Source organism: Pseudomonas sp. Je.1.5.c (assembly GCF_051129895.1).
Classification (GTDB): domain Bacteria; phylum Pseudomonadota; class Gammaproteobacteria; order Pseudomonadales; family Pseudomonadaceae; genus Aquipseudomonas; species Aquipseudomonas urmiensis.
Genome location: NZ_JBCPSP010000073.1, coordinates 1 through 12,440, shown reverse-complemented (window position 1 = coordinate 12,440; position 12,440 = coordinate 1). Strand labels below are relative to the sequence as shown.

General features: G+C 63.1%; 11 protein-coding genes. 10 read left to right on the top strand and 1 reads right to left on the bottom strand.

Annotated features, from left to right (window positions below):
* Positions 1-158 precede the first annotated feature (158 nt).
* The 6 genes from AAZU54_RS26610 (at position 159) to AAZU54_RS26585 (ending at position 7,187) form a co-directional block, all read left to right on the top strand.
* Positions 159-1,538, top strand: a complete 1,380-nt coding sequence (locus AAZU54_RS26610; protein WP_405129846.1) for an OprD family porin — start codon at positions 159-161, stop codon at positions 1,536-1,538.
* Between the two features lie 71 nt (positions 1,539-1,609).
* Positions 1,610-3,205 (top strand): ABC transporter substrate-binding protein, encoded by a 1,596-nt coding sequence (locus AAZU54_RS26605; protein ID WP_312152530.1) that lies wholly within the window; start codon positions 1,610-1,612, stop codon positions 3,203-3,205.
* An 88-nt stretch (positions 3,206-3,293) separates the two neighbouring features.
* Positions 3,294-4,304 (top strand): ABC transporter permease subunit, encoded by a 1,011-nt coding sequence (locus tag AAZU54_RS26600; protein WP_186554052.1) that lies wholly within the window; start codon positions 3,294-3,296, stop codon positions 4,302-4,304.
* 9 nt (positions 4,305-4,313) lie between these two features.
* The gene (locus tag AAZU54_RS26595; protein ID WP_186554053.1) at positions 4,314-5,240 is read left to right on the top strand and encodes an ABC transporter permease subunit; all 927 of its coding nucleotides are present in this window, start codon (positions 4,314-4,316) and stop codon (positions 5,238-5,240) included.
* A 10-nt stretch (positions 5,241-5,250) separates the two neighbouring features.
* Positions 5,251-6,219: an ABC transporter ATP-binding protein gene (locus tag AAZU54_RS26590; protein WP_186554054.1), complete on the top strand. Its 969-nt coding sequence runs from the start codon at positions 5,251-5,253 to the stop codon at positions 6,217-6,219.
* The gene (locus AAZU54_RS26585) at positions 6,219-7,187 is read left to right on the top strand and encodes a peptide ABC transporter ATP-binding protein (RefSeq protein WP_186554055.1); all 969 of its coding nucleotides are present in this window, start codon (positions 6,219-6,221) and stop codon (positions 7,185-7,187) included. Before AAZU54_RS26590 ends, AAZU54_RS26585 begins: the two co-directional genes overlap by 1 nt.
* Before the next feature lie 144 nt (positions 7,188-7,331).
* On the opposite strand, the gene AAZU54_RS26580 is transcribed toward AAZU54_RS26585, so the two are convergent.
* A complete protein-coding gene (locus tag AAZU54_RS26580; protein ID WP_312152535.1) occupies positions 7,332-8,288 on the bottom strand; it encodes a hypothetical protein in 957 nt (318 codons plus the stop codon).
* A gap of 293 nt (positions 8,289-8,581) precedes the next feature.
* Between AAZU54_RS26580 and AAZU54_RS26575 the strand changes: the two genes are divergently transcribed.
* The 4 genes from AAZU54_RS26575 to AAZU54_RS26560 all read left to right on the top strand — a co-directional run bounded on the left by AAZU54_RS26575 (position 8,582) and on the right by AAZU54_RS26560 (position 12,385).
* Positions 8,582-9,391, top strand: coding sequence for an AraC family transcriptional regulator (locus AAZU54_RS26575; RefSeq protein WP_186554296.1), 810 nt, complete (start codon positions 8,582-8,584; stop codon positions 9,389-9,391).
* A gap of 63 nt (positions 9,392-9,454) precedes the next feature.
* A complete protein-coding gene (locus tag AAZU54_RS26570) occupies positions 9,455-10,861 on the top strand; it encodes an NAD(P)/FAD-dependent oxidoreductase (protein WP_186554057.1) in 1,407 nt (468 codons plus the stop codon).
* A gap of 33 nt (positions 10,862-10,894) precedes the next feature.
* On the top strand, positions 10,895-11,236 hold the full coding sequence (locus AAZU54_RS26565; protein ID WP_186554058.1) for a cupin domain-containing protein: 342 nt from the start codon (positions 10,895-10,897) through the stop codon (positions 11,234-11,236).
* Positions 11,237-11,305: 69 nt separating this feature from the next.
* Positions 11,306-12,385, top strand: a complete 1,080-nt coding sequence (locus AAZU54_RS26560; RefSeq protein WP_186554059.1) for a polyamine ABC transporter substrate-binding protein — start codon at positions 11,306-11,308, stop codon at positions 12,383-12,385.
* Positions 12,386-12,440 lie beyond the last annotated feature (55 nt).

Sequence of the window (12,440 nt, the reverse complement as noted above, 5' to 3'; positions counted from 1 at the left end):
TCGCGTACGTGGGAACGGGCTTGCCCCGCGATGAGGCCGGCAGCGAATCCTTGCCCCCCGAACTTGCCCGGTCACCCCGCGGCAACCCCAGCACCACCGCAACAGCGCCTGCTCACAAGGCAGGTCGATAACTAAAAAAATGAAAGGGAGCTTTCACCTTGAGACCCATTACCACCACCGCACTAGCCCTGTCGGTCAGCGCCTTTAGCGCCCTCGCCCAGGCCGAACCGGCCAGCCAGGCGTTCTTCCCGCTGAGCCTTAAAGCGTCCAGCGAACAAGCCGAGGCAAGCGGCTTCTTCGAGGGCCAGAGCCTGACCGGCAGCACCCGCAACTGGTACGCCCGCGAACGCGCCACCCGCGCACCGCTGTGGCAGTACAGCAAGAGCGACGGCAGCCGCCACGACACCCACAGCCGCGACAACTGGGTGCAGGGCACCATCCTCAACTACAGCTCGGGCTTCACCCAAGGCACCGTGGGCTTCGCCACTGAAGTCGCGGCCTACAACGCCATTGCCCTGGAACGCGGCCGCGCCGCCATCGCCGGGCCCAACAACCGCACCCTGACCCACAGCGACGGCGACCCGGTCGGCCAATGGAGCAAGGCGGGCCTGGCCAATATCAAGGCACGCATCTCCAATACCACCCTGACCGTCGGCCGCCAGTCGCTCGACACGCCGATGATCGCCTACATCGGCAACCGCGCCCTGCCCTCGAGCTTCCAAGGTGTGAGCCTGCACAGCGCCGAGTTCGACAACTTGTCGTTCGACCTGGGCAGCTTCGACCGGGTCTCGCCGCGCACCGAGCAGAGCCTGAGCAAATTCCGCAGCGAGTACGGCGCCGCCGGGGTAGAGACCGACCGCGCGAGCACGGCCGGGGTCAACTACCAGCCGTTCAAGAGTTTGACCACCAGCCTGTATGCCACCAAGGTCGACGACTTCTGGAACCAGTACTACTTCGGCGCCAACCACGTGCTTGGCGACAGCGCGGTACTGAGCCTGACCACGGGTCTTAACTACTACAAGACCGTGGATGAAGGCAGCAAGAAGATGGGCGACATCGACAACGACACCTACAGCCTGTCGTTCGGTCTGACCCACCAGGCGCACACCCTCACCGCCTCCTGGCAGCAAGTGAATGGCAACGAGTATTTCGACTACCTGCACGAGACCAACGGCATCTACCTGGCCAACTCGCTGCTGTCGGACTTCAACGGCCCCAACGAGAAATCGCTGCAGCTCTCCTACGTGCTGAACATGGCGCCTTACGGCGTGCCAGGGCTCAAGTTCAACCTGTACAACGCTCGTGGCTGGGGCATCGACGGCACGCACTACCGCGGCAATGCCTACAATGTGCGCGGCATGGACGGCGAGACCCACTATGAGTGGGGTATCGGCACCAGCTATGCGGTGCAGAGTGGGCCACTGAAAGACACCAGCATCCGCGCCACCTACACCGCGCACCGGGCGAGCAAGGCCCAGGCCGACGGTAGCCTGGACGAGCTGCGTATCGTCACCACCATTCCGTTCAACATCCTCTGACCGTTGACGCCACGGCTCGCGTCAGGCGGGCCGTGGCGGCTACGCTGGAATCATCACTGCAGGGAGGTTCCATGAGATCTCTACCGCTACGCGCTGCCCTGGCAGCGGTTATCCTCGGCGCCGCCAGTAACCTGGCCGCCAAGCCACTGGTGGTGTGCACCGAGGCCAGCCCGGAAGGCTTTGACATCGTCCAGTACACCACCGCGGTCACCGCCGATGCCTCGGCCGAGACCTTGTTCAACCGCCTGGTCGATTTCAAGCCGGGCACCACCGATATCCAGCCGGCCCTGGCCGAACGCTGGGAGGTCAGCGACGACGGCCTGAGCTACACCTTCCACTTGCGCCAAGGGGTGAAATTCCACACCACCGACTACTTCAAGCCGACCCGCGACTTCAATGCCGACGACGTGCTGTGGAGCATTCGCCGCCAGCTCGATCCGAACCATCCGTGGCACGACAAGACCAGCGTCGGCTACCCGTATTTTGAAAGCATGGCCTTCAAGGACCTGCTCAAGTCGGTGGAAAAGACCGACGCGCACACCGTGGTGTTCACCCTCAATCGCCCCGAGGCGCCGTTCCTGCGCGACATGGCGATGGCCTTCACCTCGATCTACTCCGCCGAATATGGCGACCTGTTGCTCAAGGCCGGCAGAACCGGCGAGCTCAACAGCAAGCCCATCGGTACCGGCCCGTTCATCTTCCAACGCTACAACAAGGACGCCCAGGTCCGCTTCAAGCCCAACCCTGAGTACTTTCGCGGCAAGCCCCCGGCCGATGCGCTGATCTTCGCCATCGCTACCGACAGCAACGTGCGCCTGCAAAAGCTGCGCGCCAACGAATGTCAGGTGGCGCTCTATCCCAAGCCCGATGATGTGCCTTCGATCAAGACCGACCCGAAACTCAAGGTCGCCGAAATGGAAGCCCTGGTGACCGGCTACATCGCCCTCAATACCGAGCACAAGTACCTGCGCGATGTACGCGTGCGCAAGGCCATCGACATGGCCTTCGACCGCCAGACCCATGTCGATCAGTTGTTTGGCAAAGGCAATGCGCTGGTCGGGGTCAATCCCTATCCGCCGACCATGATCGGCTTCAATACCAACAACAAGAATCCACCTCGCGACCTGGATAAAGCCCGCGCCTTGCTCAAGGAGGCTGGCGTTCCAGAAGGCACTGTACTGACCTTGTTCACCCGCAATGGCGGCGGCCCGACCAATCCCAATCCGCGCCTGTCGGCCGAGATGCTCCAGGCCGACCTGGCCAAGATCGGCATCAAGCTCGACATCCGCGTGATGGAGTGGGCCGAGATGCTGCGCCGGGCCAAGAATGGCGAGGCGGACATGGTTTCCACCGGTTGGGCCGGCGACAACGGCGACCCGGACAACTTCCTCAGCCCACTGCTCAGCTGCGATGCGGCCAAAAGCGGCGAGAACTATGCGCGCTGGTGCAACCCTAAGTTCCAACAGCTGATTACCCGCGCCCGTGAAGTGATCGACAACGATGAGCGCGCAAGCCTCTATTTCAAGGCCTTGGCGGTGTACGATGAGGACCAGCCTTGGATCAGCATGGCTCATCCGAAGATGTTCACAGCCATGCGTGAGAACGTGGAGGGTTATCACATCAACCCTCTGACCAATAACAACTTCGCCACTACCCGGGTGAAGTAGAACAATAACGACCGCCGGCAACCCACACGGGCACCGGCGGCATGCTCTAACCGGCTGGCAAGTCCAGCCTGATGAGGTAACCCAGACAATGTTGAGTTTTATTGCCCGGCGCCTAGGCCTGTTGATTCCGACGTTTTTCGGCATCACCTTGCTGACCTTTGCGCTCATACGCCTGATCCCCGGCGACCCGGTGGAAGTGATGATGGGCGAGCGCAGGGTCGACCCCGAGATGCATGCCCAGGCCATGGAGCGCCTGGGCCTGAACAAGCCGCTGCCAGCCCAGTACCTGGACTACGTCGGCAAGCTGGCCCAGGGTGACCTGGGCGAGTCCCTGCGCACCCGTGAAAGCGTGTGGAACGAGTTCACCACGCTGTTCCCGGCCACCCTCGAACTGGCTTTCGCCGCCCTGCTGTTTGCCGGCATCGTCGGCCTGCTGGCCGGGGTGATTGCCGCGCTCAAGCGCGGCTCGCTGTTCGACCATGGGGTGATGGGCATCTCGCTGGCTGGCTACTCGATGCCGATCTTCTGGTGGGGCCTGATCCTGATCATGTTCTTCTCCGTGAGCCTGGGCTGGACGCCTGTGTCGGGGCGGATCGATCTGCTCTACGACATCGAGCCGAAGACCGGCTTCATGCTCATCGACACCCTGCTCAGCGATGAACAAGGCGCGTTCAAGGACGCGGTGATGCACCTGATCCTGCCGGCCATCGTGCTCGGCACCATTCCGCTGGCGGTGATCGCCCGCATGACCCGCTCGTCGATGCTTGAAGTGCTGCGCGAAGACTACATCCGCACCGCGCGCGCCAAAGGCCTGTCGCCAGCCCGCGTGGTGTTCGTGCATGGCCTGCGCAACGCACTGATCCCGGTGCTCACTGTGTTCGGCCTGCAAGTCGGCACCTTGCTGGCCGGCGCGGTGCTCACCGAAACCATCTTCTCCTGGCCGGGCATCGGCAAATGGCTGATCGAAGCCATCGGCGCCCGTGACTACCCCGTGGTCCAGAACGGCATCCTGTTGATCGCCTGCCTGGTAATCCTGGTCAACTTCGTCGTGGATATCCTCTACGGCCTGGCCAACCCACGCATCCGTCATCAGCGCTGAGGCCTCGTCATGACTAGCCCGATTCCAAACTCCGTGACCCCGCCCAGCCCGGTCGACCAGAGCCTGCTCTACCCCTCGCCGTACAAAGAATTCTGGCAGGCGTTCTCGCGCAACAAAGGCGCGGTGGCGGGCCTGGCGTTCATGTGCCTGGTGGTGTTCTGCGCACTGTTCGCGCCATGGGTGGCCCCGCACAACCCCAGCGAGCAGTACCGCGATTTCTTGCTGACCCCGCCGGTATGGCTTGAAGGCGGCACCTGGCAATTTATCCTCGGCACCGACGAGCTGGGCCGCGACCTGCTTTCGCGGTTGATCCAGGGCGCACGGCTGTCGCTGCTGATCGGCCTGTCGTCGGTGGTGATGTCGTTGATTCCGGGGATCTTCCTCGGTCTGCTTGGCGGGTTCTTCCCGCGCATCCTCGGCCCATCGATCATGCGCCTGATGGACGTCATGCTGGCGCTGCCGTCGCTGCTGCTGGCAGTGGCGATCGTCGCCATCCTCGGCCCTGGGCTGATCAACACGGTAATCGCCATCGCCATCGTCTCGCTGCCGTCCTACGTGCGCCTGACCCGCGCCGCGGTGATGGGTGAACTCAACCGCGACTATGTCACCGCCGCCCGCCTGGCCGGCGCCAGCCTGCCGCGCCTGATGTTCATCACCGTGCTGCCCAACTGCATGGCGCCGCTGATCGTGCAGGCGACCTTGAGCTTCTCCTCGGCGATTCTCGACGCCGCCGCGCTGGGCTTCCTTGGCCTTGGCGTGCAACCGCCTACCCCTGAGTGGGGCACCATGCTGGCCTCGGCCCGCGACTACATCGAACGCGCCTGGTGGGTGGTGAGCCTGCCAGGCCTGACCATTTTGCTCAGTGTGCTGGCAATCAACCTGATGGGCGACGGGCTGCGCGATGCGCTGGACCCGAAACTCAAGAACGCCGCCTGAGGAGAACGCCATGTCACTGTTGCAGATCAACAATCTCAATGTGCGCTTCGGCGACGCCGATGCCGTACCTGTCGTGGACGGCTTGGACCTGGCGGTGGACGCGGGCGAGATCGTCGCCATCGTCGGCGAATCAGGCTCCGGCAAGTCGGTGACCATGATGGCCCTGATGGGCCTGATCGACGCCCCGGGGCGGATCACCGCCGATGCCATGACCTTCGCTGGCATCGACATGCTCAAGCTCAGCGGCCGTCAGCGGCGCAAAGTGGTCGGCAAGGACATCGCCATGGTCTTCCAGGACCCGATGACCGCGCTCAACCCTAGCTACACCGTAGGCTTCCAGATCGAAGAAGTACTGCGCCAACACCTGGGCCTGAAGGGCAAGGCGGCGCGCCAACGGGCACTCGAATTGCTCAAGAAGGTCGAGATCCCTGCCGCCGAAAGCCGCCTGGATGCCTACCCGCATCAGCTCTCCGGCGGCATGAGCCAGCGCGTGGCAATCGCCATGGCCATTGCTGGCGAGCCCAAGCTGCTGATCGCCGACGAGCCGACCACCGCGCTGGATGTGACCATCCAGGCGCAGATCATGGAGCTGCTGGTCAACTTGCAGAAAGAACGCAACATGGCCCTGATCCTGATCACCCACGACCTGGCCGTGGTCGCTGAAACGGCCAAGCGCGTATGCGTGATGTACGCCGGCCAAGCGGTGGAAGTCGGCCAGGTACCGGAGCTGTTCGACCTCCCTGCCCACCCCTACAGCGAGGCGTTGCTGGCTGCCATTCCTGAGCACAGTATCGGCGCCGAGCGCCTGGCCACCTTGCCCGGTATCGTCCCCGGCCGTTACGACCGCCCGCAAGGTTGCCTGCTGTCGCCGCGCTGCCCTTATGTGCAGGACAACTGCCGACGCCAACGCCCGCCTCTTGCCCCGCAGGCGCATAGCCTGGCGCGTTGCTTCTATCCGCTGAACCAGGAGGTGGCGTGATGACCGCCGTGCTTACCGCCCGTGACCTGACCCGCCATTACGAAGTGTCCCGCGGCCTGTTCAAAGGCCACGCCCTGGTACGTGCGCTCAATGGCGTGTCGTTCGAGCTGGAGGCTGGCAAGACCCTCGCCGTAGTGGGCGAGTCCGGTTGTGGCAAGTCGACCCTGGCCCGCGCACTGACCTTGATCGAAGAGCCCACCGCAGGTTCGCTGCAGATCGCCGGCACCGAAGTCAACGGCGCCAGCAAGGCCGAGCGCAAGCAACTGCGCCGCGACGTACAGATGGTCTTCCAGAGCCCGTACGCCTCGCTCAACCCGCGGCAGAAGATCGGCGACCAGTTGGCCGAGCCGCTGCTGATCAACACGTCGCTGAGCAAGGCCGAGCGCCGTGAACGGGTGCAGGCGATGATGCAGCAGGTGGGCCTGCGCCCTGAGCATTACCAGCGTTATCCGCATATGTTCTCCGGTGGCCAGCGCCAGCGGATCGCCCTGGCCCGAGCGATGATGTTGCAGCCCAAGGTGCTGGTGGCCGATGAGCCGACCTCGGCGCTGGATGTGTCGATCCAGGCGCAGGTGCTGAACCTGTTCATGGACCTGCAAAAACAGTTCAACACCGCCTACGTGTTCATCTCGCACAACCTGGCGGTGGTGCGGCATGTGGCCGATCAGGTGCTGGTGATGTACTTAGGAAGGCCAGCGGAGATGGGGCCGAAGGAAGATATCTACGAGAAACCGCTGCATCCCTATACCCAGGCCTTGCTGTCGGCGACGCCGGCGATTCATCCCGATCCGTTGAAGCCGAAGATTCGCATCACCGGGGAGCTGCCTAACCCGCTCAATCCGCCGGATGGCTGTGCGTTTCACAAGCGTTGTCCGTATGCCACGGAGCGCTGTGGCAAGGAAGTGCCGGCGTTTCGCCAGGTTGGGACGCGGCAGGTGGCGTGTCATTACGCGGAGCAGTTTCTTTAGATTGGCATGATGCTTTTTGGGGCCGCTTTGCGGCCCCAAAATCTTCAATGCATAAAGATCGCGATCAGAATGATCACCGGAATCGGTACCCCAAGCATCCACAGCAATATAGAGCGCATGATGTTTCTCCTCGAACATTAACCCTTAGCGAATCGGCGCAGTCCCAGCGTTAACCGCACGCCGCTCGCCATACCCCAGCCCATCCTCGTCGATCCAGCGCGCTTGATCGCGCTGACGACCACCGAACAGGGCAGCGAAGCTTGCGAAAAACGCACCGCACAGCAGCGCAATGAAGGTCCACAGCGCCGTCCACGCCGCCACCTTGGCCGCCGTGTCTGCCGCTTGCTGAGCGGCAACCTTGGCTTTTTGTGCATCCTCCTGAACCTGGGCATAGACCTGATCGACCCGCGCCTCGGCTTCGGCCTGGGTCAAGCGGGTACGCTGCGCCACCAACTGCGCCAGATAAGTGCGGTCAGCCGGATCCATCGCCCCGCCATTGCTCAGGGCGCGGGTGACAATTCGCCCCGCCACCGCATTGGCCGCATCTTCGCTGACGGCCGCAGGGCCCTCGCTGCGGAACAGGCCATCGACGTAGTAACCCATCGGATCGGCATCAGGCCCGCCGGCATCCTTGGCAACCGCCGCGGTCGACGCGGCAGCCATTCCACCCACCGCAGCGGCGCCCGCCTGGGCACCGGCACTGGCGATATTGCCTGCGGTGGCCACGATCAACATGGCGGCGACCAATGTAGCGACTGCCCAGGCCAACAGCCCATGGGCGGTATCGCGGAAATACACCTCGTCACCGTGCAGGTTGGCCCACTTCACCCGCAGCCGCCCGGCGATGTAGCCACCGGCACCCGAAGCGATAATCTGTGTGACCAGCAGCCAGACGATGGTGGAAATACCCAGCGCCTTGGCACTGGCGCCCTCATGGGCCCAGGGGGAAGACGCAGCGAACCCCAGGCCTGCGCCGAGGATCATCAGGATCAATGACAAGGCGGCCGCCGCAGCGGCACCCGCGAAGATCGCCGCCCAGGACACACCCGAGCGATTCGGGCCCTCGGCGACGGTGGTTGGCAGATCGGCAGTGGTAATCATGATTCAGCGCCTTTTGTGGTGAGCAACGATTCCATGTGCTTTGCACTTAGGGCGGTGCAGGCGCTGTGCCAACTGTGTCAAAAAATTACACAACGGCAAATCAACGGGTTAGCTGGATCAGGCTGGTAAGGATCGTGCAAAACACCCGGATTGGCGCTTTGAGCTCAGGGTTTTATGCAAGGTCCAGCGCACTCATCGCGGGGCAAGCCCGCTCTCACCAGCCCCCTGACACAGTGGCAAAATGTGCGGGAGCGGGCTTGCCCCGCGATGATCTCACCGGCACCATCACTTGCATGATCCCGAGCACACTCCCCGACGGCCCTGAACAAACGCCGATCACCGCCGCAACGGTCCTGCGCTACCACCTGTGCTGGAAGCACCGCGACCTCGACGGGGTGATGGCGCTGTATCACCCGGACGTCGAGTACCACGACTTTTTCCAGAACCGCGTGCTCAACTACCAGGCGCTACGCGACTACGTACGCGTGTGCCTGCCCCACGAAGCCGGCGAGGACATCGTCCATAGCGATCGCATCCGCGTCGATGGCTGTACTGCGTTCATCCAGTACCAGGTCACCGTGCAGGGCGGCGACGGCCTGGCCGCGTTCCAGTCCAGCGAAGCGATCACGGTCAAGGACGGCTTGATCTGGCGGGTCAACGAGTACGCCACCCTGGTGCGCCAGAACACGCAGGGGCTCAGCGGCGCCAGCTCGCGCCCGGCTACCAGCCGCCTGGGCTTGTCGCCCAGGCAACTGAGCACCATGGCCCAGGACCTTGAGCACTATTTCCAGCGCCAGCGCCCCTATCTGGACCCCGAACTGGACTTGCAGCGGGTTGCCAAAGAGAGCGGCTACAGCCGCAACCAGATCTCCTACCTGCTCAATCAAGTGCTCGGCCAGAGCTTCTATCGCTACGTCAACCAAGCCCGCCTGCAACATTTGCTGGCCGGGCTGGACGATGACAGCGTCGCCTCGACCATGGACGAGCTGGCCTTCAGCGCCGGTTTCAACTCGCTGTCGGCGTTCTACAAAGCGTTCCGCGAACACACCGGTCTTTCGCCCAAGGCCTATGTGAAGCAAGTTTCCCTGCGTGCACGCACGTAAGACAGCCACCGCCACAGGACCCTAGGATCGGCCACAGACCTTACCGATGTGGAGCCGCACCTGATGCAACCCTGGCGCACGATCAGCCTTTGGATGGACCAGCTCGACGAGCCCCTCTGCGCACGCCCTGCCCTGCGCGAAGACCTCGATCTGGACGTATGCATCATCGGCGCTGGCTACACCGGGCTGTGGACCGCCTACTACCTCAAGCGCCAGGCACCGCAACTGAAGATCGCCATCGTCGAAGCCCATATCGCCGGCTTCGGCGCCTCCGGGCGCAACGGCGGCTGGCTGATGGGCAACATGCTCGGCGAAGATCGTCTGCTGGCCACCCTTTCGCCACAGCAACGGCGCGCCAGCATCGACTTGCTGCATGGCATTCCCGATGAAGTCGACAGCGTGCTCAAGCGCGAAGGCATCGACTGCGACTATCGCAAAGGCGGCGTGCTGTATTGCGCTGCACGCTACCCCGAGCAGGAGCGCAGCCTGCGCGCCTACTTAGACGACCTTTACCGCCAAGGCATGACCGAAGATGACTACCGCTGGCTGCGCCCCGAGCAGTTGGATGGGCAATTGCGCGTGAGCAACGCCTACGGCGCGATCTTCAGCCCGCACACCGCCACCATTCAGCCCGCCAAGCTGGTGCGCGGCCTGGCGCGGGTAGTCGAGAGCATGGGTGTGACAATCTACGAGAACACCCCCGCCAATGACTTTCAGCCCGGCGAAGTACGCACGCCGCTGGCCCAGGTGCGCACCCACTGGGTGGTGCCGGCTGTAGAAGGCTACGCCGCCAGCCTACCGCCGCTGGGTAAGCATCAATTGCCGGTGCAGAGCCTGCTGGTGGCCACCGAGCCACTGCCAGAATCGACCTGGGAGCAGATCGGCCTGGCTCAGGGGCAAGCCTTCAGCGAGAGCAGCCGCCAGGTCACCTACGGGCAGCGCACCGCCGACAACCGCCTGGTGTTCGGCGCACGCGGCGGTTATCGCTTCGGCGGTCGTCTGCGCGAGAACTTCAACCTCGAAGACAACGAGATCGAGCTGCGCCGTTATCTGTTCGGCGAACTGTTCCCGCAGCTCAAGCACGTGCGCATCACCCACTCCTGGGGCGGCAACCTTGGCATGGCACGGCGGTTCCGCCCGCACATGCTTTGCGACCGTCAGCGCGGCATTGCCCTGGCCGGCGGCTATGGCGGTGAAGGCGTCGGCGCTACCAACCTCGGCGGGCGCACCCTGGCAGCGTTGATTCTCGGCCAACACAACCCACTCACCGCCCAGCCCTGGGTGCACGACAACCGCCCAGTGTCGAGCCTGGCCAGCTGGCCGCCCGAACCGTGCCGCTGGCTGGGCTACAACGCGATCATCCAGAGTTTCGTCCACGAGGACAGGACCCTCGCCAACCCTGCCAGCGCGCCGTGGAGGCGGCGCCTGGCCAGTGGCCTGGCGGACCTCATGGAAGGCTTCATGCACTGACTTGCCTTTATCACCACACAGGATCCACCGGTCATGAGCATTACCCAGTTCAAGCACACCGACAGCGCCATCCTCGAGCACGCCAACCCGGTCGCCGTCCCCCTTGGCGAACCCGTCGCGGTGACGTCGGTCACCAGCGTCGAGCGCAGCGACGGTGTCGAAACCGGCATCTGGGAGTGCAGCCCCGGGCGCTGGCGGCGGCAGATCGTGCAACAGGAGTTCTGCCATTTCATCAAGGGCCGCTGCACCTTCACCCCTGACGGTGGCGAGCCCCTGCTCATAGAAGCCGGAGACGCACTGATGCTACCGGCCAACAGCACCGGCACCTGGGATATCCAGGAAACCGTGCGCAAGACCTACGTTCTGATTTTCTGATCCGCTGATCGCCTCTGCCGCCTTTCGATACCCCTTCGATAACAACAGACCAAGCAAGGTATACCGGACATGCGCACGCTTCTTATCGCCCCACTGATGCTGGCCGCCTGCGTGGCCAATGCCGCCGACTCGGTGAAGATCTACAACTGGTCCAGCTACATCGCCCCCGACACCCTCAAGAACTTCCAGCAGGCCAGCGGCATCGTGCCGACCTACGACGTGTTCGACAGCAACGAGACGCTCGACGGCAAACTGATGACCGGTAACTCCGGCTACGACGTGGTCTTTCCTTCCAACCACTTCATGGCCCGGCAAATTCAAGGCAAGGCCTTGAAGAAGCTGGACAAGAGCCAGCTGCCCAACTGGCACAACCTCAACCCGGTGCTGCTCAAGGCGCTGGAGGTCAACGACCCAGGCAACCAGTACGGTTTCCCCTACCTGTGGGGCAGTACCGGCATCGGCTACAACATCGACAAGGTCAAGGCAGTGCTCGGCGATAACGCCCCGGTCGACTCCTGGGACTTGATCTTCAAACCTGAGTACATGGCCAAGCTCAAGGGCTGCGGAGTGGCGGTGCTCGACAATGGCCCGGAGCTGCTGCCAATCGCACTGCACTACCTGGGCTTGCCGCACCACAGCCAGGATCCGAAAGACTACGACAAGGCCAAAGCGCTGTTGATGAAGGTGCGCCCGTACATCAGCTACTTCCACTCGTCCAAGTACACCGGCGATCTGGCCAACGGCGATGTCTGCGTGGTGGTCGGTTTCTCGGGGGATGTACTGCAGGCGAAGAACCGCGCCGAGGAGGCCAACAATGGCGTGAAAGTGGGCTATTCGATTCCCAAGGAAGGCGCGCCGATGTGGTTCGACATGGTCGCCATGCCCGCCGATGCACCCAACGAGAAGGCCGGTTACGCCTACATGAATTACCTGCTGCAGCCGGATGTGATGGCCAACATCAGTAACCATGTGCAGTACGCCAACGGCAACCTCAAGGCGGATGCGCTGGTTGACCCGGCGATGAAGGGCAACACGATGATTTATCCGAGCGAGGATGTGATGGGCAAGCTGTATGCGCTAGAGGCGATGCCGGCGAAGATCGACCGGATTCGTACCAGGATCTGGACCAGCATCAAGGCCGGTAACTGAAACATACGTGGGAGCGGGCTTGCCCCGCGATAGCTCAGGTGAACCTGAAATAGCT